The sequence below is a fragment of the Sinorhizobium sp. NG07B genome, assembly GCF_002532005.1.
Classification (GTDB): Bacteria; Pseudomonadota; Alphaproteobacteria; order Rhizobiales; family Rhizobiaceae; genus Sinorhizobium; species Sinorhizobium fredii_C.
The window spans coordinates 45,500-65,891 of the sequence record NZ_NWTD01000006.1 but is presented as its reverse complement, the minus strand read 5'-3'; the positions used below and the strand labels follow the sequence as shown (position 1 = coordinate 65,891).

Annotated in this window: 22 protein-coding genes; 15 read left to right on the top strand and 7 right to left on the bottom strand. The window is 64.0% G+C overall.

Annotation, left to right across the window (positions count from 1 at the left end):
* Nucleotides 1–24 precede the first annotated feature (24 nt).
* From CO664_RS20070 to CO664_RS20015, 12 genes are all read left to right on the top strand, one after another.
* Nucleotides 25–1,131, top strand: a complete 1,107-nt coding sequence (locus CO664_RS20070; protein ID WP_097539713.1) for an NAD-dependent epimerase/dehydratase family protein — start codon at nucleotides 25–27, stop codon at nucleotides 1,129–1,131.
* The gene (locus CO664_RS20065; protein ID WP_097539712.1) at nucleotides 1,128–2,255 is read left to right on the top strand and encodes an NAD-dependent epimerase/dehydratase family protein; all 1,128 of its coding nucleotides are present in this window, start codon (nucleotides 1,128–1,130) and stop codon (nucleotides 2,253–2,255) included. The genes CO664_RS20070 and CO664_RS20065 overlap by 4 nt, the downstream gene beginning before the upstream one ends.
* A 71-nt stretch (nucleotides 2,256–2,326) precedes the next feature.
* Nucleotides 2,327–3,400: a glycosyltransferase family 4 protein gene (locus CO664_RS20060; protein ID WP_176536634.1), complete on the top strand. Its 1,074-nt coding sequence runs from the start codon at nucleotides 2,327–2,329 to the stop codon at nucleotides 3,398–3,400.
* Between the two features lie 3 nt (nucleotides 3,401–3,403).
* Nucleotides 3,404–4,537, top strand: coding sequence for a glycosyltransferase (locus tag CO664_RS20055; protein WP_097539710.1), 1,134 nt, complete (start codon nucleotides 3,404–3,406; stop codon nucleotides 4,535–4,537).
* Nucleotides 4,534–5,622: a glycosyltransferase gene (locus tag CO664_RS20050; RefSeq protein ID WP_097539709.1), complete on the top strand. Its 1,089-nt coding sequence runs from the start codon at nucleotides 4,534–4,536 to the stop codon at nucleotides 5,620–5,622. Before CO664_RS20055 ends, CO664_RS20050 begins: the two co-directional genes overlap by 4 nt.
* Complete coding sequence (locus CO664_RS20045; protein WP_097539708.1) at nucleotides 5,619–6,737, top strand: glycosyltransferase; 1,119 nt, start codon at nucleotides 5,619–5,621, stop codon at nucleotides 6,735–6,737. The genes CO664_RS20050 and CO664_RS20045 overlap by 4 nt, the downstream gene beginning before the upstream one ends.
* Nucleotides 6,738–6,755: 18 nt before the next feature.
* The gene (locus CO664_RS20040) at nucleotides 6,756–7,796 is read left to right on the top strand and encodes a UDP-glucuronic acid decarboxylase family protein (protein ID WP_037419913.1); all 1,041 of its coding nucleotides are present in this window, start codon (nucleotides 6,756–6,758) and stop codon (nucleotides 7,794–7,796) included.
* Between the two features lie 2 nt (nucleotides 7,797–7,798).
* On the top strand, nucleotides 7,799–8,566 hold the full coding sequence (locus CO664_RS20035) for a TIGR04290 family methyltransferase (protein ID WP_037420129.1): 768 nt from the start codon (nucleotides 7,799–7,801) through the stop codon (nucleotides 8,564–8,566).
* Between the two features lie 112 nt (nucleotides 8,567–8,678).
* Nucleotides 8,679–9,668 (top strand): PQQ-dependent sugar dehydrogenase, encoded by a 990-nt coding sequence (locus tag CO664_RS20030; RefSeq protein ID WP_097526712.1) that lies wholly within the window; start codon nucleotides 8,679–8,681, stop codon nucleotides 9,666–9,668.
* Nucleotides 9,669–9,839: 171 nt separating this feature from the next.
* Nucleotides 9,840–10,847 carry an aldo/keto reductase gene (locus CO664_RS20025; protein ID WP_037419910.1) on the top strand — a complete coding sequence of 336 codons (1,008 nt, stop codon included), beginning with the start codon at nucleotides 9,840–9,842 and terminating at the stop codon, nucleotides 10,845–10,847.
* Nucleotides 10,848–11,380: 533 nt separating this feature from the next.
* Complete coding sequence (locus CO664_RS20020; RefSeq protein ID WP_097526606.1) at nucleotides 11,381–11,617, top strand: DUF1127 domain-containing protein; 237 nt, start codon at nucleotides 11,381–11,383, stop codon at nucleotides 11,615–11,617.
* 169 nt (nucleotides 11,618–11,786) lie between these two features.
* Nucleotides 11,787–12,365, top strand: a complete 579-nt coding sequence (locus tag CO664_RS20015) for a hypothetical protein (RefSeq protein WP_097539707.1) — start codon at nucleotides 11,787–11,789, stop codon at nucleotides 12,363–12,365.
* A gap of 33 nt (nucleotides 12,366–12,398) precedes the next feature.
* Here the strand turns inward: CO664_RS20015 and CO664_RS20010 are convergent, their stop codons facing one another.
* Nucleotides 12,399–12,869 carry a hypothetical protein gene (locus CO664_RS20010; RefSeq protein WP_234820289.1) on the bottom strand — a complete coding sequence of 157 codons (471 nt, stop codon included), beginning with the start codon at nucleotides 12,867–12,869 and terminating at the stop codon, nucleotides 12,399–12,401.
* Between the two features lie 255 nt (nucleotides 12,870–13,124).
* Between CO664_RS20010 and CO664_RS20005 the strand changes: the two genes are divergently transcribed.
* The 3 genes from CO664_RS20005 to CO664_RS19995 all read left to right on the top strand — a co-directional run bounded on the left by CO664_RS20005 (nucleotide 13,125) and on the right by CO664_RS19995 (nucleotide 14,071).
* Nucleotides 13,125–13,520 (top strand): low affinity iron permease family protein, encoded by a 396-nt coding sequence (locus CO664_RS20005; protein WP_097539706.1) that lies wholly within the window; start codon nucleotides 13,125–13,127, stop codon nucleotides 13,518–13,520.
* 79 nt (nucleotides 13,521–13,599) lie between these two features.
* Nucleotides 13,600–13,788: a hypothetical protein gene (locus tag CO664_RS20000; RefSeq protein ID WP_037419894.1), complete on the top strand. Its 189-nt coding sequence runs from the start codon at nucleotides 13,600–13,602 to the stop codon at nucleotides 13,786–13,788.
* Between the two features lie 34 nt (nucleotides 13,789–13,822).
* Complete coding sequence (locus CO664_RS19995; protein WP_037419891.1) at nucleotides 13,823–14,071, top strand: hypothetical protein; 249 nt, start codon at nucleotides 13,823–13,825, stop codon at nucleotides 14,069–14,071.
* Here the strand turns inward: CO664_RS19995 and CO664_RS19990 are convergent.
* From CO664_RS19990 to hutF, 6 genes are all read right to left on the bottom strand, one after another.
* Complete coding sequence (locus CO664_RS19990; protein ID WP_097539705.1) at nucleotides 14,068–14,643, bottom strand: HutD family protein; 576 nt, start codon at nucleotides 14,641–14,643, stop codon at nucleotides 14,068–14,070. The genes CO664_RS19995 and CO664_RS19990 overlap by 4 nt on opposite strands.
* A complete protein-coding gene (gene hutH / locus CO664_RS19985) occupies nucleotides 14,640–16,127 on the bottom strand; it encodes a histidine ammonia-lyase (RefSeq protein ID WP_097526604.1) in 1,488 nt (495 codons plus the stop codon). The genes CO664_RS19990 and hutH overlap by 4 nt, the downstream gene beginning before the upstream one ends.
* Nucleotides 16,120–16,947 carry a betaine/proline/choline family ABC transporter ATP-binding protein gene (locus tag CO664_RS19980; RefSeq protein ID WP_097526603.1) on the bottom strand — a complete coding sequence of 276 codons (828 nt, stop codon included), beginning with the start codon at nucleotides 16,945–16,947 and terminating at the stop codon, nucleotides 16,120–16,122. Before CO664_RS19980 ends, hutH begins: the two co-directional genes overlap by 8 nt.
* Nucleotides 16,940–17,797, bottom strand: a complete 858-nt coding sequence (locus CO664_RS19975) for a proline/glycine betaine ABC transporter permease (protein ID WP_097539704.1) — start codon at nucleotides 17,795–17,797, stop codon at nucleotides 16,940–16,942. The genes CO664_RS19980 and CO664_RS19975 overlap by 8 nt, the downstream gene beginning before the upstream one ends.
* Nucleotides 17,798–17,932: 135 nt before the next feature.
* Nucleotides 17,933–18,967: an ABC transporter substrate-binding protein gene (locus CO664_RS19970; protein ID WP_097526710.1), complete on the bottom strand. Its 1,035-nt coding sequence runs from the start codon at nucleotides 18,965–18,967 to the stop codon at nucleotides 17,933–17,935.
* Between the two features lie 34 nt (nucleotides 18,968–19,001).
* A complete protein-coding gene (hutF, locus tag CO664_RS19965; RefSeq protein WP_097539703.1) occupies nucleotides 19,002–20,375 on the bottom strand; it encodes a formimidoylglutamate deiminase in 1,374 nt (457 codons plus the stop codon).
* Nucleotides 20,376–20,392 lie beyond the last annotated feature (17 nt).

Sequence of the window (20,392 nt, the reverse complement as noted above, 5' to 3'; positions counted from 1 at the left end):
GATTGGTCATAGTCAGGAGCGGTTATGACAAAGGTACTTGTCACCGGCGGCTGCGGGTTCATTGGCAGGCATGTAGTCGATGAACTTCTCTCGAGGAACTATGAGCTCTCCGTGCTGGACTCGTTTCACGAGCAGGTCCACGCGGATGCACAGATCACCTTGCCGCCGGACGTCCACATGCGCCGGGGCGACATTCGCGATCCGGACGCCGTCAAGGACGCGCTGACGGAGATCGATTGCGTCATCCATCTCGCCGCCGAGGTGGGCGTCGGCCAGTCGATGTACGAGATCGCCCGTTATGTCGGTGTGAACGATCTCGGGACGGCCGTGCTGCTCGAGGCGATGATCGAAAGCCCGGTCCAGCGGATCGTCGTCGCGTCGTCGATGAGCGTCTATGGCGAAGGTGTTTACGAGTCCTCGACGGGCGAGCGCATGCCGAATGCCAGGCGCTCACCTGCCCATATCCGGGCCGGCGCATGGGATCTGCTCGGACCGAACGGAGAGACGCTCAGGCCCGTTGCCACGGACGAGCACAAGCCTGTCGACCTCGCCTCCATTTACGCCCTGACGAAATACACCCAGGAACGACAGGTGCTGATCTTCGGTGAAGCCTATGGCAGGGAGGCCGTCGCACTCCGCCTCTTCAACGTGTTCGGTGCCGGGCAGGCGCTTTCCAATCCCTATACCGGCGTCCTCGCCAATTTCGCGTCACGGCTTGCCAACGGGCAGTCGCCGATGGTGTTCGAGGACGGCCGGCAGCGGCGCGATTTCGTTCACGTGAGCGATGTGGCGCGCGCCTTCCGGCTGGCGCTCGAGCAGCCGCAGGCGGCGGGCCACGTCATCAATGTGGGCAGCGGCCATGCCTACGCCATTGCCGACGTCGCTTCGCTGCTGGCGGAAGCCATGGGTGTCCCCGAACTCGCGCCCGAGATCATGAACAGGGCGCGTTCCGGCGACATCCGCAATTGCTTCGCCGATATCTCCAAGGCGCAAGACCTGCTCGGTTTCCAGCCGACGCACAGGCTCGAGGACTCGCTCGCGGAATTCGCGCATTGGGTGCTGAGCGTCGGTGCGATCGACCGTGGCGCCGAAATGAAGCGTCATCTTGAAACGCGGGGGCTCGTCCGATGAGCGCCCGGTCGGTTGACAAGCGATCAGGCGTGGCGGCGCCCGCCCTTTCCGGGAAAGCGGCAGCGACCCTTGTTGTCGGCGGCAGCGGGTTTCTGGGCTGCAATCTCGCGGACAGCTTTCTGCGCGACGGCGAGAAGGTGATCGTCCTCGACAATCTGAGCCGCCCGGGCGTCGAGCGCAATCTAGAGTGGCTCGTGGACAATCATGGCGGGGCCGTCGAGGCCGAGATTGCGGATATTCGCGATCTTGCCGCTATCGAGCCGGTTTTCAAGGACGCCAAGGCGATCTTCCATTTCGCCGCGCAGACGGCTGTGACGACCAGCCTGCTGCAGCCGGTCGATGACTTCGAAACGAATGCGCGCGGTACTCTGAACGTCCTAGAAGCGGCCAGGCGTGCCGGGCGCCGCGCACCGGTGATATTCGCCAGCACCAACAAGGTCTATGGGGGATTGGCAGGCCTGGAGATGGAAGAGGCAGGAGATCGCTACCTGCCGGCCGATGCCGTAACGCGCCGATACGGAGTCGGAGAGGCGCAGCCGCTCGATTTTTCTACGCCCTACGGCTGCTCGAAAGGCGTCGCGGACCAGTACGTGCTGGACTATGCGAAGTCCTTCGGCCTGCCGACAGCCGTGCTCCGCATGAGCTGCGTTTATGGTCCGCGGCAGTTCGGCACGGAGGATCAGGGGTGGGTTGCGCATTTTCTCATTCGCGCGCTCGCCGGTGAGCCGATCTCGATCTACGGCGACGGCAAGCAGGTGCGCGATATTCTCCATGTCGGCGACGCGGTGGCAGCCTATAGGGCACTGCTGACGTCGATCGACCGCTTTCATGGCCGTGCCTTCAATTTGGGCGGTGGTCCCGACAATGCGGTGAGCCTCGCCGAGGTCCTGCACGAGATCGAACTCCTGACGGCACGCAGGCTGAGGACCGAAAAATGCGACTGGCGCGCCGGCGACCAGCTGTATTTCGTCGCCGACACGCGCGTACTTGCGGACGCTGTCGGCTGGAGACCCCACACGGGCTGGCGCGCCGGCCTGCGCGACCTTCATGCCTGGCTTCTGCAGGATTGGGCGGAGGTCAGCAAGTCTCGGTTTCGGGACCGGCCGCGGAGGGTCACCGCATGATCGCCCGCGCTCCAGCCGTCTCGCGCCCATTCACCCATGAGGGCCCGGCGCGGCTGCCGCGCCGCATCCTGATGAGCGTCGATGCGGTCGGCGGTGTTTGGCGCTACGCGATGGATCTTGCCGAGGCTCTCCGCAAGGCAGGCATCGAAACAGTCTTCGCGGGTTTCGGTCCCGCGCCCTCCATGGTGCAAAGCCGGGAAGCTGCCCGGATCGGCCGCCTCGAATGGCTTGGCGTGCCGCTGGATTGGATGGCCGACGAGGAAAGTGCACTCGAAGCCGCGGCGGATGGGCTCGGCGAACTGGCGCTCCGGCATTCCGTTGATCTCATTCATCTGAACCTGCCTTCGCAGGCTGCCGGCCTGGCTGTGCAGGTGCCCGTCGTCACCGTCTCTCATTCCTGCGTCGTCACCTGGTTCGAGGCCGTGCGCAATGGCGGCCCGCCGGAGGAGTGGCACTGGCAGAAGCGGCGCAACCGGCTGGGTTTCAATCGCGCTGACGTGGTTTTGGCCCCCAGCCGGAGCCATGCGGCGGTGCTTGAGCGCTGCTATGGCCCGATCGACAATCTTGCCGTCGTCCACAACGCCAGCCGCGAGCAGCCTGCAATGATCTCAAAGCGGAATTTCGTCTTTGCAGCGGGGCGGTGGTGGGACGAGGGCAAGAACGGCGCGGTGCTGGACAGGGCTGCCGCCACGATCCGCTGGCCGGTCGTCATGGCGGGGGCGTGCAGCGGGCCGAACGGCCAGCACCTCGCCATCGCGCACGCCGATCACAGGGGCGAGATCAGTCACGAGCGGGTGATGGCGCTGATGTCGAGCGCTGCGGTCGTCGTTTCGCCGTCGATCTACGAACCGTTTGGCCTGGCGCCGCTTGAGGCGGCCGGCGCCGGAGCGGCGCTGGTGCTTGCCGATATCGCAACCTACCGTGAACTCTGGGATGGTGCGGCACGCTTCTTCGATCCGCGCGATCCGGAGGCGCTGGCGGATGCAGTCAACGATTTGACCCGGGATGCCGCGCATCGCGCAGAGCTTGGCCGCTTGGCCCGATCTCGGTCGCAATGCTTCACAATCGAAGCGCAGCGCGACCGGGTGCTCGATGCCTACAGCCTGGCGATGCACAAATCCTCCCGATTGACGGCAGCGGAGTGAGCGATGCGGTTCCTGTTCTACACCCAATCCCTCGTTTCCGACTGGAACCATGGCAATGCCCATTTCCTGCGCGGCGTGATGCGCGAACTCGTTCGCCGCGGACATCAGGCGACGGCTCTTGAGCCGCGCGATTCCTGGAGCCGCCTGAACCTGATCGCCGACCAGGGTGTCGCGCCGATCGCCGCCTTCCGCAAGCAGTTCCCCGAATTGCGCGCGGAGAGCTACGACCCGAACTTCGATCACGAGGCGGCAGTCGGTGACGTCGACGTGGTCGTTGTGCACGAGTGGACCGAGCCGACCCTAATCGCCCGGCTCGGGCGCCTCCGACGCAATGGCGGCCGGTTCACGCTCGCCTTTCACGACACGCATCATCGGGCCGTCAGCCAGCGGCGCGAGATCGCCCGGCTCGATCTGACCGATTATGATTTCGTACTCGCTTTCGGGGAGGCGCTTCGCGAACGGTATCTCAACGCCGGTTGGGGCAAGCATGTCTTCACCTGGCACGAAGCGGCCGACACCTCGCTGTTTCACCCGATGCCGGAGGTGGAAAAGACCGGCGATCTGGTCTGGATCGGCAACTGGGGCGACGACGAGCGGAGCAGCGAGATCGCCACCTTCCTCATCGAGCCGGCGGGACGGCTGAGGCTCAAGACCGCGGTGCGCGGCGTCCGCTATCCCGGCAGCGCGCTGAAGGCGCTGCGGGCGGCGGCAATCGCCTATGGCGGCTGGATCGCCAACGCCGCGGTGCCGCGTGCCTTCGCCGAGCATCGGGCAACGGTGCACATCCCGCGCCGACCCTATGTGGAGGCCTTGCCCGGAATCCCGACCATCCGCGTGTTCGAGGCGCTTGCCTGCGGCATTCCGCTGATCTCGGCGCCGTGGAACGATGCGGAGGGGCTTTTCCGCGCCGGCAAGGACTTTCTCTTCGCCCGGAATGGATCGGAGATGACGCGTCTCCTGCGCCAGGTGCTCGCCGAGCAGGCCGTTGCCAAAGAGATGACGGCAAGCGGGCTGGAGACGATCCGGACACGCCACACCTGCGCGCATCGCGTCGACGAGCTCCTTGAGATCGTCGCTTCCTATCGGCCGATAGGCGCTGCGGGTGATCTCGTCACGACGAAGGAGGTGGCGCTATGAGGATCGCATTTTACGGATCGAGCCTCGTTTCGGCCTATTGGAACGGTGCGGCGACCTATTACCGCGGTCTGCTGCGGGCGCTGGCCGCGCGTGGTTATCAGATCACCTTTTATGAGCCGGACGTCTATGACCGCCAGAAGCACCGCGACATCGAGCCGCCGGATTGGTGCAGGGTCGTCGTCTACGAAGGGAAGGTCGCGGCGCTGAAGCGGGTTGCTGCGGCGTCGGCCGAGGCCGACATCGTCATCAAGGCGAGCGGCGTCGGCTTCGAGGACGACGACCTGCTCGAAAAGGTGATGTCGGCAGCACGTCCGGCCGCGCTCAAGATCTTCTGGGACGTCGACGCGCCCGCGACGCTTCAGGAGCTCCGGGCCTCGCCGGATCATCCGCTGCGGCGCGCCCTCGCATCGCTCGATCTCGTCTTGACCTATGGCGGCGGCGATCCGGTCGTCGGATCCTATCGCGCGCTTGGCGCCCGCCAATGCGTGCCGATCTACAATGCGGTCGACCCGCAGACGCATCATCGCGTCGCCGAAGACCCACGCTTTGCGGCCGATCTTGCCTTCCTCGGCAATCGCCTGCCGGATCGCGAGGCGCGGGTGGAGGCGTTCTTCCTCGAGCCGGCAGCGCAACTCGGCAATCGGCGCTTCCTGCTCGGCGGAGCCGGCTGGCACGACAAGCCGCTGCCTGCAAACGTCGCCTATATCGGCCATGTCCCGACTGCCGACCACAACGCCTTCAACGCGACGCCGCGCGCGGTCCTTAACATTTCGCGCGACAGCATGGCTGAGAACGGTTTCTCGCCAGCCACACGCGTCTTCGAGGCGGCAGGCGCCGGCGCTTGCCTGATCACCGATGCCTGGGAAGGCATCGAACTCTTCCTGAAGCCGGGCGAGGAGGTGCTGGTCGCCCGCGACGGCCGCGACGTGGCGGAACTGATGCGGACCTTGACGGGTGAGGTTGCGAGGGAGGTCGGGGAGCGGGCGTTCCAGCGCGTGCTCGGCGAACATACCTATGCACATCGGGCGGCCGAAGTGGACCGCATCTTCCGCGAGCGGTCGCGTCGGGTGGAGGCAGCCGAATGAACCGTTCGCTCGATATCGCGGTCCTCGGCCTTTCGCTATCCTCCTCTTGGGGCAACGGCCATGCGACGACATTTCGAGCGCTGCTTCGGGGCGTCCACGCCGCCGGCCATCGGGTGACTTTCCTCGAACGAGACGTCCCCTGGTATGCAAGCCACCGCGACCTCATCGAGCCGGAGTTCTGCGAGCTTGTTTTGTATGGCAGCGTCGACGAACTGCTGACGCGGCATGGCGGCAGGCTGGCCGGTGCGCACGGCGTCGTCATCGGGTCCTACGTGCCGGACGGGGTGGAGGTGATCGACGCGGTCCTCGATCTCGGCCCGAAGCGGCTGTGCTTCTACGACATCGACACGCCGGTGACGCTTGCAAAGCTCGGGCGCGGCGACGAGGAATATCTGGCGCGCCGGCAGGTGCCGTTCTTCGATCTCTATTTCTCCTTTTCCGGCGGCCGGATGCTCGATCGGCTTCGGAGCGACTTCGGGGCGAGGCGACCCGTGCCGCTCTATTGCGCCGTCGACCTGGACATTTATCGCAACACCGGTGCGCCGAGAAAATGGGATCTCGGCTATCTCGGAACCTTCAGCCCCGACCGGCAGCCGATACTCGAACGTCTGCTGATCGAGCCGGCGCGGCGATTGCCTGAAATGCGCTTCGTCGTTGCCGGGCCGAACTATCCGCTCGGGATCGATTGGCCGGGCAATGTGGAGCGCATCGAGCATCTGCCGCCTGCCGAACATGCCGAGTTCTACAGCCGCCAGCGGTTCACGCTGAATGTGACCCGTGCCGACATGGTGGCGGCGGGCTGGTCGCCGAGCGTCCGGCTCTTCGAGGCGGCCGCCTGCCGCACGCCGCTGATCAGCGATTGGTGGAGGGGCCTGGACAGCTTCTTCCCGCCGGGACAGGCCGCCATCGTCGCAACGAGCAGCGACGACGTCGTCGCGGCACTGACGAGCCTCGACGATCGCCAGTGCCGGGCCGTCGCCGACCGCGCCTACCAGCGCGTCGCAAGCGCGCATAGCGCTGCGGTGCGTGCCAGAACCTTCGTCGAGGCCATCGAAAGCGTCGCGCCCAAGACCGATCTCGCCACGAGACATTCCGAGCGGCGGCTTCGGGTATAACCCAAAGGAGAACGGCCTATGGCAAAGAGAAACGGAGCCAATCGCGCAAAGGTCATCCTGGTCGCCGGCGGGGCCGGCTTCGTGGGATCCCATCTTTGTTCAGCCCTGCTTGATGCCGGCAACCGGGTGATCTGCCTCGACAGCTATCTGACGGGCTCTCCGGCGAATGTCGCCGAACTTCAGCGCAACCCCTATTTCACCATGGTCGAACAGGATGTCTGCGACGAAATCGCAAGCGATGAGCCGCTTGACGAGATCTACAATCTCGCCTGCCCGGCTTCGCCGCCCTCCTACCAGGCCGACCCGATCCATACGATGATGACAAGCGTCACTGGAACCGGAAATCTGCTGCGGCTTGCCGCACGGCACGGTGCCAGGTTCCTTCAGGCCTCGACGAGCGAGATCTACGGCGATCCGCAACAGCATCCGCAGCAGGAGGAATATTGGGGCCATGTCAACTGCACCGGGCCGCGGGCCTGCTACGACGAAGGCAAGCGGGCGGCCGAGGCGCTTTGCTTCGACAGCCTGCGGGCCGGCAGCGTCGACGCGAAAGTGGCGCGTATCTTCAACACTTACGGCCCGCACATGCGCCCGAACGACGGCCGGATCGTCTCGAACTTCATCGTCCAGGCGCTGAACAACGAGCCGCTGACGGTCTATGGCAGCGGCGAGCAGACGCGGTCCTTCTGCTATGTGTCCGATCTCGTCGAGGGCTTGATCAGGCTGATGAATCGCGATCCCAATCCGGGGGTGCCGGTGAACCTCGGCAATCCGGGCGAGTTCACCGTCATCGAGCTCGCCGAGCTCGTGCTTTCGAAAGTCAGGACCGCGTCGACGATCGTCCACGCACCCTTGCCGCCCGATGATCCGCAACGCCGCCGCCCCGACATTGCCCGGGCAAAATCGCTTCTCGGCTGGGAGCCGAAGGTTCCGCTACACGAGGGGCTGACTCATACGATCGGCTGGTTCCAACGGATGCTCCCGGAGCAAAGGCCGGTCCGCCGGCGCGGCCGTCCCACGCGTCAGCCGGAAATGTCGGCTCTTTCGCAGGATCTCTGATGATGGTTCAGCAGACGAAATACCGAACGACGATCGAGGATGAGATCGCCGCGCTCGGACCCTGGTTCCACAACATGCGGATCGCCGGCGTCGAAACGTCTCCCGATCATTTCCTCGGAGACTATCCCGCCGTGAAATGGAAGGCGTTCAAGCATGTCGTGCCGGAGGACCTCGGCGGGCGCAGCGTGCTCGACATCGGCTGCAATGCCGGTTTCTATTCACAGGAAATGAAGCGCCGCAATGCCGGTCGGGTGCTCGGCATCGATTCCGATCCGCGCTATCTGCGGCAGGCGAAATTCGCCGCCGAGCAGGCAGGGATGCGGATCGAGTTCCGGCTGATGAGCGTCTACGACGTAGCGCAGCTCGGCGAAAGGTTCGACCTGGTGATCTTCATGGGTGTTCTTTACCACCTGCGCCATCCGCTTCTGGCGCTCGATCTCCTCTACGAGCACGTGGTCGGCGACGAGATGCTGTTCCAGTGCATGCAGCGCGGATCGAGGTCGGTCTCGCCGGTCGAAACCAACTACGATTTTCCGGAATGGGATGTTTTCGATCGTCCGGACTATCCCAAGCTGTTCTTCGTCGAACACCGCTTCGCCGATGATCCCACCAACTGGTTCATCCCGAACCGCGCCGGCGTCGAGGCGATGCTGCGCAGCGCAGGCTTCGTCATCGAAGCCAATCCGGAGCGCGAGGTTTATCTGGTGCGGAAAGGGGAGCGTCCCTTCATGAGCGAGCCAACGCCGCGTGTCGGCTCGCCGAACCGGTAGTTCCACAACGGCTTCCGACGATCACTTCGCCGTGAGGCCGGCGCTTCCGCTTGAAACGACAGTGGGCCGCTCCAATTCCTTCCAGCAATTCAGCTTGCATTCGGAGGCGCCTATGGTCGTCTTTGCCGCCAAAGCCGGATTTCTCGCGCTCGCCGCTGTCGCGACCGTCGCCTTCGGCGTCGCTGCCCCCGCCCAAGCCGAACTGCTTGCCCGCGTCCCCGCCGCGCGCGAAATGGCGGTCTGCGGCGACACGTTGTTTGTCGGTACCAAGGGGTCCTCGGTCTATGCCGTGCCGTTATCCGGGGGCCGCGCCCGGCGGGTGGCGTCCGGGTTCTCCGCTCCGAACGGCGTCGCGTGTTCCCGCGGCCGCCTGTTCGTCGCCTCGAGGGACAGCATCACCGTTTTCGATATCGGGCGCGGCGGCGCTCTGAGCGGCCGGCGCGATATTCGCCGAGACCTGCCGAATTCGGGCGCCCACAGTTATCGCTACATCGCAGTCGGCCCCGATGCCCGGCTGTATGTATCGTTTGGATCGCCCTGCAACATCTGCTCGCCGCGCGGGCTGCAGGGAACGATCGTCAGCATGAACCAGGACGGGTCGGACCTTCGACGCGTCGCCTGGGGCGTTCGCAACTCTGTCGGCTTCGACTGGCGAGGCGGCACCATGTTCTTCACCGACAATGGTGCCGACCGGATGGGCGACGACGTCCCGCCCGACGAGTTGAATGCGCTTCGGCCGGGCGGCTTCTACGGCTTCCCCTATTTCGGCGGCCAAATCCGTCTCACAGGATTTGAGGACGCGACGCCGCCCGCCCGTCAGATCGCGCCCGTCTTCAATTTCCAGGCTCATGTCGCAGCCCTGGGAATCCACTTCTTCCGCAGCCTCGGCGGCGACGCGCTGGTCGCCCAGCACGGCAGTTGGGACAGGTCCGTGCCGGTCGGCTATCAGGTCGTGCGGCTGCGCTTCCGGGGCGGACGGCCGGTCTCGGCGACGACCTTTCTAAGGGACGTCGGCCGGCCGGTCGATGTCAAGGAGGCGCCGGACGGTTCCGTCCTCGTCTCCGACGACGCCGGAGGTGCGGTTTACGTCTTTCGGCGATGAGGCCCGAGGGCTCGTTTTCAGGGCACTTCTCTGACGGCTCGCTCGCCCACGTGATCCTCCCACTCGTCAATGACGTTTTTCATTGTTGAAAAACATCCTGCGGAATTCGGGCTTCTGATCGCCGGTTTGCGATGACATGGTTGATGAGCACCGCATCGTGAGGAGAATACCATGCTTGCCACCGACATGCCCGCGACTCTACGCAGACAATTGGGCCGGTCCGGCCTTTCGGCCGCGGCTATCGGCCTCGGCGGCTGGGCGATCGGGGGCTTTTTCACGCTCAACGGAAAGCCGGATGGCTGGGGCGAGGTCGACGACGAACAGTCGATCCGTGCCCTCCGCCTCGGGCTCGAAATGGGTGCATCGCTGATCGACACGGCCGATGCCTATGGAACCGGTCACAGCGAGGAGGTGATCGGCCGGGCGCTGAGCGGACGAAGGGGCGAGGCAATCATCGCAACCAAGTTCGGCTATACCTATGATCGCGCCGCCCGGGCTCTCGTCGGCACCGATGTCACTCCCGCCTATATCAAAGAGGCCTGCGCGGCTTCGCTCAGGCGTTTGGGCACCGACTATATCGACCTCTATCAAATCCACGTCGGCGAGCTTTCAAGCGATCAAGCGGATGCGGCCGCTGAAACGCTCGAGAAATTGGCGGAGCGGGGCGCCATTCGTTTCTGGGGCTGGAGTACGGACAATGCCGCCGCGGCGAAGCGCATGGTGAAGTTCCCGCATTTCGTCGCCGTGCAGCAGGAGCTGAACGTCTTCACGGATGGGCCGGAGATGCTTGCGATGTGCGAGGGCAACAATCTGGCCAGCCTCAATCGCTCGCCGCTGGCGATGGGATTCCTGACCGGCAAGTTCAGGCCGGATACGCGCTTGCCACCCACTGACGTCAGGGCGGCCGGGCACAGCTGGGTGCGGTTCTTCGAGGACGGCCGGCCGCGTGCCGAGCATCTGCAACGCCTCGCCGCGGTGCGGGAACTCCTCCAGACCGGCGGCAGGACCTTGGCACAGGGGGCCCTGGGCTGGATCCTCGCCCGTTCCCCCAATACCTTTCCGATCCCCGGCTTCAAGACGGAGGCGCAGGTGCGCGAGAATCTCGCCGCACTCGAAAAGGGCGCTTTGTCGGCCGCAGCGATGGGGGAAATCGCCGCGCTTCTCGGCAGCGATCAGTAGCCGCTCTTGCCGATAGAGAGCTGCGGCGTCTCCGGAGCGGCGGCGACGACCCGCCAGCAGAAGACACCGCTGGACCGGTCCGCCTAGAGGCCGTCCACATTTTCTTATCCCGCGGGGACCGGCGAGAGACGATCACCGGCATGCTGTCACTGGAGCGCCAAGCTGTTGCTGTCTTGCAACGAATTGTCGGCAATTGCTACAATCCGAAATTGTGTGTTTGCCAATCGGCCGGACTCGTGTATGTTGGCATCACTCTTAATTCAAGCCAGAGGAGGCGTGCAATGAATTCCACTCTCGTGACCATGCGCCCCTCTTGCGGAACGGCTGCCGTGGCATCGATGCATCGCGCATTTGGCCCGAGCCGATTTGGTGTCCAGGGCTATTAAACCCCGGATTTCCGCCGATTGGCGCTATCTCCACCTGATCTGACGTGACCGGCTGACGAAGCGATTTTCGTATCTTCGCCTTCGCATCCGCGCGTTTCTGACCTTCGAAAGGACCTGGCCGCCTCGATGCGCCGGGATGGAAAAATCATGCGTGAAGCACAATTTTTAGTTGTTGATACCCTCGCTCCGACGGTCGATGACCTGTGCCGGAAATTCGGCGCCTGGAAGACTGCGCGTGCGCTTCTGATTGCCATCTGGAGGCATCGTCAAACGACGAACCGGGTCTCGCATTTGTCAGATCGCATGCGCCGCGACATCGGTCTTCCGGAGAACGAGGATCGGCTCTTCGAAGCCAAGTTTTCCCTGTGGGATGTTCGGCTTTGAGTGCCGCCTGGTCGGGCGTCCGCGGGTCGAGGAGGAGCGTCATCGGCGCTCCTCATCCTTGATCTGCTGGCGGGCACTAACTATCGCATGAATAGCGCGCGGAAAGGCGCCGCTGTATCATGTCGCGCGCTCCTCGCGGGAGGCGAGTGGAGCGAGGGAGGACCGAGCCATGCCTATGTCTCCGGTGCTGCGCCGCCTATGGACGAACTGTCTGGCGGCAGCCATTGCTTTCATGTCCGCACATCTGGTCAACGCGTCCGACAAGCTTCCGCCGGAGCTCGAGAAGCTCAAGGCGTCGCTTGAAAAATACCAGGATCCGGTGGTTGCCGTGCGCGACGGCTATTTCTCGACGCTCGGCTGCGTCACCTTCGCGACCGGCACGATGGGGGTGCATTTCCTGAACCCCGCCCTGATCGGCCCGGTGCCCGACCCGATGAAGCCCACTTTGCTGGTCTACGAGCCGGTTGGGGACAAGCTGCAGCTCGTTGCCGTCGAGTGGCTGATCCCGCTCGCCACCGGTGTTAAGTCAAAGCCCGAGCTGTTCGGGCAGCCTTTCGACGGGCCGATGGAGGGCCATGAGCCGCTTCTACCGGCGCAACTGCATCATTACGACCTGCATGCCTGGATCTTCAAGCCGAACCCGCTCGGCCTGTTCCATCCGGTCAATCCGGACGTCAAATGCCCGGAGGGGCCTTATACCTTCCTGGAAGAGGCGCCGAAATCCGTGCCGCATCATGGGGCGCAATGAGGCGAAATATGCCGGGGCCTTTCCGGCATAGCCTCAGGGATCACGGGCGGCCGCGCTCAACCGCCCGTCTTGAACGGATGTGAACGAAGGGAAGTGATATCCTTCCACCGGTGAGACGCCCTTGGTCTCGCCGGACACGCGCTTGCGGCTTCGCGGAGCCAGCATCTCGGCGGCCAAGTTGTCGAGATAGTCCAGAGCTTCCTGGGCCGCCTCCGCCGTGACCCGGCTGCCATCGGCCCCGGCCGCGCTCCTCAGTTCTTCTCGCATATCCTCCATGGCTTCCGCAATGAAACGCTGGGGGTCGTCGGTCTGCGCAGCAACCCAGTGCAGCAACCGGCATGTCACCATCTCATTGACACGCATCGCGGCGACAGTCTGGCCGAGCATCAGTGTCAGTTTCTGAAGCTTGTTGTCTTTCTGAGGCATCGGGTCCTTCTTCCGTTCTACAGCGCCGTGCGTCTTATCAGACCCACAAGGGCGCTTTAGCACTTTGAATTCCTGCATGTTTTTGTCCTCAAATGGGCGATTTGAGGAAACATGCAGAGGATTGTCTCTCCTTCGCCCTGCAGCAGTCCGGGGAGACGACATCCAAAGGACGAGGAACGAAGCACGGCGCGCAATACGTGTCGCACGCGATGCGCCATAGGCTGAACGGCAAGCAGTGCGATTTGTTCCCTCGGTTCGGCTGGCCGTCATCCTCGCCGGCAGGAACCAAGCAGGCCGTCGGCGCGTTGGCGGCTTTCGGAAGGAGCACGCCAGATGCAGCCATTCTTTACCCAATTCTCAAAGCAAATTTCCGAGCTCGCCGGAAGGCCGTACACTTTTGCCGTGGCGTCCTCGGCGATCGTCATCTGGGCCATATGTGGTCCGCTCTTCGATTTCTCGGTAAAATGGCAGCTCGCCGTCAATACCTGTACGACGATCACGACATTCCTGATGGTCTTCGTGCTTCAGAACTCACAGAACCGCGACGGTGTCGCGCTGCAAGCCAAGATCGACGAGCTGATCCGAGTGAGTGACGCCGAGAACCGCTTCATCGGAATAGAGAAGCTGGACGAACAGGAGCTGAAGGACGTTCGCCGCGACTGCATGCAAGAGGGAACGCAAGCGCGGGACGCGGAAAACGGCGTCACGGGTGCGCATCGCAGCGCGTGACGCGCATTCGGTGCCTTGCCGAGGCGGTGGAACCAAAATCGGAGCGGCGACGTTTCTCGCCAGAGGTGGGAGGTGCAGAATGAGACACATGGACATCCGCAAGCTCGAAAAGACCGATGCCAAGCATGTCTGGGACGTGGCGGAGTACTGCAGGCGAAGCGGTCTGCACAAGGCAGAGGAGCAGCGCCTGATCAAGGTGCTGGGCAGATACGCTTCGGCCCACGAGCTGCAGATGAATGTCGTGCGTCCTCAGACGCGTACACGCTGAGGCGTGATCGCGCAGTGAATTGCGGAGCAAGCGCGTGTGGCCAGTCCTCGCCGGTGCATTCCTGTTTATATGCGGCGTTCTCGTCATGACCTGGGAGGCGCTTGGCCGAAGGCGGTTGAGCGAGCCGCCGCATCCCCTCGACAATGACCCCCAGACGCTGGAGCCAAGACATCAGAGCCTGCGATTCCTCGGGCTGACGCGGAACTGGCACGGGGTGGCAATGATGGCGCTCGGCGCCTTGCTCCTGCTTTTCGGTGCAATCCGCTACGCCTTGGTGCTCTAGGCGGAACTGATCTCGACAAGAAAGACTTCCGAGGCGATGTCCGCCGAAAGCGTGACGGCGAGCGGCTGCTGCAGCACTGCCGTATCTAGCGCGTGCAGCGTCGCCGAGACGCCTTCGGTCGACAGCGCGACGCTGCCGCGGTGGCAGAAAAGGATGAGTTCGCGGGCATGGGAGGTGATCGGCTGCGAGTGCTCGACATGGAGCTTTCGCACCCGGTGCCTGAGTGTCTGCCGGCGGCTCATCACATTCAGGTCGGTGATCGGGCCATTGGTGAGCTTGGCCGAGGTCGCGACATCGGCAGGGAAGGAGAGCGGGGCGTCGGCCGACGTCAACAGCTTCGGGGGGCGGCCCTCGATCGATAGTGTCATCCCGGCGCCTTCGAGAATGGAAAGGCTCCGGTCGATGCCGGGAAAGCTGGAAAACAGGCCGTCATTGGCAACCGTCGCCATGCTGACGCGCCAGTCGAAATCGGATAGCGGCGCGCGATCCGGCGACACGGCGATTTCGATTGTCTCGCCGCCGCCGTTCTTCCAGGGCATGTGCCTGTAGTCGTTTGAGCGCAGGATTTTCATGGTGCCACTCCTCGCATGAGGTCGCGCATCCGGTCGAAGTCCTCGTTCATCGGCCGGTCGTCGGCATAGGTTGAGATTGCTCCGCGAATGCGGCCATAAAGAGCATCGGTGCGCGGTGCCCTGCCGCGCGACTTGGGCTGCATGTCATAGGCCTGGGCGGCGGCCAGCAATTCGATCGCGACGATCCGTTCGAGATTGTCGAGGATCGACAGGACCTTCCATGCGGCAGGCGTCGCATGGGTCAGGATATCCTCCTGCAGCGCGGAGGTGATACCGCCGTCAAGGCTTGCCGGTGCTGCCAGCCGGCGGTTCTCGGCGACGAGGGCCGCGGCGGTATACTGGGCGATCATGAAACCGGAGGAGACGCCGCTGTCATCGGCAAGAAACGCCGGAAGGCCGCTCACCAGCGGATTGACCAGACGGTCGATGCGGCGCTCCGAAATCGCGGCGACCTCTGACACGGCGACGGCGAGAGTATCCATTGCAAGTCCGAGCGCGGCTCCGACGGCATGCGCCTGTGAGTGGACCTGGGGTGCCTCGGGCGAACCGAACACGGCCGGATTGTCGGTAACGCTTGCTAGTTCCCGGTCGACGATCTCGGCTACCTGGTAGAAGGCGTCGCGCGCCGCCCCATGCACCTGCGGCACGGCTCTCAGACTTAACGGATCCTGCGTGCGGCTGCCCGCTGTCTCGGCAAGCATCGGGCTTTCCGCGAGCCAGCGACGCAAGGTCTTGCCGACCGCCTGGAGACCTGGCGATTGGCGCAGTGTCAGTGGTGCCTCGGCAAACGGCTCCGCCTGGCTGCCGAGATTTTCATAGGTCAGCGCCGCGGCCGCGTCGGCCCAGCCGAAGAGCCGTTCCGTGCGGGCCAGCGCCAGCGCAGCCTGCCCGGTGGCGCAAGGCGTGCCGTTGACGAGGCTGAGACCCTCCTTTGCTTCGAGCCGCAAGGGCTCCAGCCCCACCCGAGCGAGCGCCTCCATGCCGCTGAGCGTTTCGGCCCCGTGCGCGGCCGCGCCATGACCGATCAGAACGAGCCCGATCGCGGCAGCGTGGGTGAGATAACCGACCGAACCGCGCGAGGGGATGAGCGGAATGATATCCGCATTCAGAAGGGCGATCAGCGCCTCGACGGTCTCGATCCGAACGCCGGAGTAGCCATGCGAGAAATTGGCGATCTGCGCTGCCATCACGGCACGGGCTTCGGCCCGCCCGAGAGGTTCGCCGACGCCGCAGGCGTGGCTTAGAATGATGTTGCGCGACAGAGCCTCTTGGTTCTCGCGACTGATGACGACATCGCAAAGCGCACCGACGCCGGTATTGATACCGTAACCGCGGATGCCGCGCTCGACCAGCGCATCGACGATCCGGCGGGCATCGACGATCCGCTGACGCGTCCGCTCGGACAAGGCAAGGCGAACGCCACCGGCGATGACGGCGATCTCGCGCCATGTCAGCGGTCCATCGATGAGGATCGTCTCAGTCATGCTTCTCGGGTCTTCCCTGCCGGCGCTGGACGAAGCGCGCGACATAGTCGTTTGCCGGATTATCGAGAATATCACTGGGCGAGCCGACCTGCACGACCTGACCGTCTTTCAAGATCGCGATCTCGGATCCGATGCGCAGGGCCTCGTCGAGATCGTGAGTGATGAAGACGATGGTTTTTGCAAGGTTCTGCTGCAGTTGCAGCAACTGATCCTGCATATCGGCGCGGATCAGCGGATCGAGGGCGCTGAAAGCCTCGTCCATCAGGATCACGTCGGTATCCGCGGCCAGCGCCCGCGCGAGACCGACGCGTTGCTTCATGCCGCCCGAGAGCTGGTGCGGGAACTTCGCGTCATAGCCTGACAGGCCGACGGTCTCGATCCATTTCATGCCGATTTCGCGGGCATCGGCTTTCGACAGGCCGCGTACGCGCTGGCCGTAGACGACATTCTGCAGCACGGTCCGGTGCGGCATCAGCGCGAAGCTCTGGAACACCATGCTGACGCGCCGCATGCGGAAGGCACGCAGCGCCTTTGCGTCGAGATCGAGGATATTGCTGCCGTCGAACACGACCTTGCCGCTCGTCGGCTCGATCAGCCGGTTGATATGACGCACCAAGGTCGACTTGCCCGACCCGGAAAGCCCCATAATCACGAAAATCTTGCCGGCGCCGATCTTGAGGCTGACATCGTTGAGGCCGACGCTGCAGCCGGAGCGGGCAAGAATATCGGCCTTGTCGAGGCCATCCTTGGCCATGGCGAGCGCCGCCTTCGCGTCGTGCCCGAAGATTTTGTAGACGTTGCGGATATCGATATCAGCCATTGCGGGCGTCCTCCGTCCGGGGCTTGCCGAAGCCCTGCGTGATGCGGTCGAGCACGATTGCGAGAATAACGATGCCGATGCCGGCCTCGAGCCCCTTGCCGACGTCGAGCGTCTGGATGCCGTTCAGCACCTGCTCGCCGAGACCGCGCGCGCCGATCATCGAGGCGACGACGACCATCGACAGAGCCATCATGATCGTCTGGTTGAGGCCGGCCATGATGGTCGGAGTGGCGAGCGGCAGCTCGACGCCGAAGAGGATCTGCGTCGGACTGCCGCCGAAGGCGGTTGCCGCTTCGACAACCTCGCCGTCGACCTGGCGGATGCCGAGATCGGTCAGGCGGATCAGCGGCGGCACCGCATAGATGATGGTGGCGAGGATCGCCGGCACCTTGCCGAGACCGAAGAGCATCAGCGCCGGGATTAGGTAGACGAAGCTCGGCATTGTCTGCATGACGTCGAGGACCGGCAGGGTGACGTTGCGCACGACGCGGCTCTTGGCGACCAGGATGCCGATCGGCACGCCGACTACCACCGAGACGATGGTTGCCATCAGCATCAGGGCCAATGTCTGCATCGTCAGGTCCCAGAGGCCGAGCACGCCGACGGCGAGAAGCAGGGCACCGACGGCAAGCGTCAGCGTCCAGCGCTTCGAACTCTGCCAGGCAAGCGCCATGAAGGCCAGAATCACCAGCCACCAGGGCAGGCCACGCAGGATCCATTCGATGAACAGCACGGCCTTCAGGATGACGCCGCTGATCGCCTTGAACACCCAGCCGTAGTTGGTGACGAGCGCCTCGATGAACTCGTTCACCGGGGCGCGGATCGAAAGATTGAGAGAGTCCGGAAACATCGGAAAAATCCTTGCTCGGATAGCCGCCGGCGATCATCGCCGCCTGTCCGCGGGCATCTTGGCAGATTGCGGGCGCCGCGCCTTACCGTGGTGGAAGGATAAGGCGCGGCGAACGCAGACGGAATTGAGCTCGTCTTATTTGAGGCTCGCTTCGATCTTGCCGCGGGCCTCTTCGGAAACCCATTTGCCCCAGACGTCGGCCTTGGTCTTGAGGAATTCCGCGGCGGCAGCGGCGGCGTCGACCTTGTTGTCGGCCATATAGGCAAGGCTGCCGTTGACCGCTTCGAGCGGGAAGGTCGCCTTTTCGAGAATCGCGATGATCTCCGGAGCCTCCGAAGCGAAGGTGCTGTTCACGCCATAGGCGACCTCGACGGAAGGGAAGGCGCAGCCCTGATCGCGCTTGCCGTTGGCGCTGCTCAGTTCCTTCCAGCAGGCCTCGTTGTATGCCGGCTCTTCCAGCTGGACGAGCTTGAATTTGCCCATGATGGCCGTCGGCGACCAGTAGTAGAAGAGGATCGGCTCGCCCTGGAGATAGGCGGAGGTGATCGCCGAATCGAGCGCCGTGCCGGTGCCGGGCCGGAAGTTCACATAGGCCTCGCCGAGCTTGTAGGCTTCGAGCTTGGCAGTGCTGACGCCCTCGCAGGTCCAGCCGGAGGGGCAATTCAGGAAGCGCCCCTTGGACGGTTCCTCCGGATCGGCAAACACTTCGACGACCTTAGGGTCGGAAAGCTGAGAGACGCTCTTGAGATCCGGCGCCTTGGCTTCGATGTTGCGAGCGGGATCGCCGTGGACGACATAGTCCGGCACGAACCAGCCTTCGCTGGCACCGACGAAGGTCTTGCCGACAGCAACCACCTTCTTTTCTTCGACCGCCTTGTTCCAGACGTCGGAGCGGCCAAGCCATTCCTCGGCAAAAATCTGTACGTCATTGTTGGCGGTCGCCTGCTCGAGCGTGACGGAATTGCCGGGTATGGAATCCACCTGGCAATCGTAGCCCTTGGCCAGGATCGTCTTCATGACTTCCGTGATGAAGGCGCCGCTTTCCCAATCGATGCCGGCGAAGGTCACGGTCTTTCCGTCGCTGCAATAGGAGGCGTTGGCCGCGCTCGCAGAAGCCGCAAGCATCAGGCCGGCGGCGGCGAAGGTGAGTTTCATAGTGCTGATCGACATGCGCATTCCCCTTTTTTGATCGTCGACTGGATTGCTATTTCAGCTTGGTGAGAACCCGCGCGAAGGCGCGGTCGATGTCTTCCTCCCGGTCATGGTGTCCATTGCGGATCTTCCATTGGCCGGCGACCATGACGTCGCGGACCGTCTCGCCGCCGAGCGCAAAAAGCCAGCGGTCGAGAAACTGATTGTCGCTTGCCGCGGCGATATAGGGATTGGCGCCATCGAGCACGACGAGGTCCGCCCGCGCGCCGACCTGAATGCCCGCCGTACCGAGACCGGCCGCCCGGGCACCGCCGGCGAGTGCGGCGTCGAAGATCGTCCTGCCGACCGAGGCGCCGGGAGCGGCGAGCCGGTTGCGCCTGCGGTCGCGCAGCCGCTGGCCGTATTCGAGAAGCCGGAGCTCTTCCGCGACGCTGGTCGCCACATGGCTGTCGGTGCCGATGCCGAGACGTCCTCCGGCGGCAAGGAAATCGGTGGCGGGAAAGATGCCGTCGCCGAGATTGGCCTCGGTCGCCGGGCAGAGACCGGCAACCGCTCCCGATTTCGCCAGCCGCTCGGTTTCCTCCGGCGTCATATGCGTCGCATGAATGGCGCACCAGCGCTCGTCGACCGGCATTTCGTCGAGCAGCCATTCGACTGGGCGACGGCCGCTCCAGGCGAGGCAATCCTCGACCTCGCGGGTCTGCTCCGCGACGTGGATGTGGATCGGTCCGGAAACCGGTGCCGACCCGAGGATCTCTCGCATCTCTTGGGGCGTGGCGGCGCGCAGGGAATGGATGGCATAGCCGAGCTCGGCGCCGGCCTCGGCGCTCGCCGGAACCAGCCGTTCGAGCAGGGCAAGAAAGCGATCCGGATCGTGAAGGAAAGGGCGCTGGCCCGGATTGGGCTCCATGCCGCCGAAGTTGGCATGCGCGTAGAAAACCGGCAGGTGCGTGAGTCCGATGCCGGTCGTACGGGCGGCGTTCAGGATGCGCAGCGACATTTCCGCCGGATCGGCATAGGAGGTGCCGTCCGCCTGGTGATGAAGATAGTGGAATTCGACCACTCGGCCGAAGCCACCCTTCAGCATCTCCACATAGAGCTTCGCGGCGATCGCCTCGACATCGTCCGGATCGACAAGGCCGACGGTGCGGTACATTGTCTCGCGCCATGTCCAGAAGCTGTCGTCGCCGCTACCGGCCACTTCGGCAAGGCCGGCCATGGCGCGCTGAAAGGCATGGGAATGCAGGTTCGACATGGCCGGGACAAGGGGGCCGGCGATGCGTTCGTCGCCCGCTGCCGGCGCCCGGGCCGTTTCGACGGCGGCAATGCATCCGTCACTGTCTAGGGAAATGACCACGTTCTGCGCCCAACCGGTCGACAGAAGCGCCTGCTCGGCAAAGAGCCGGTGAGCGGAAAAGGCAGACATCGCTTTCTCCCTGTACG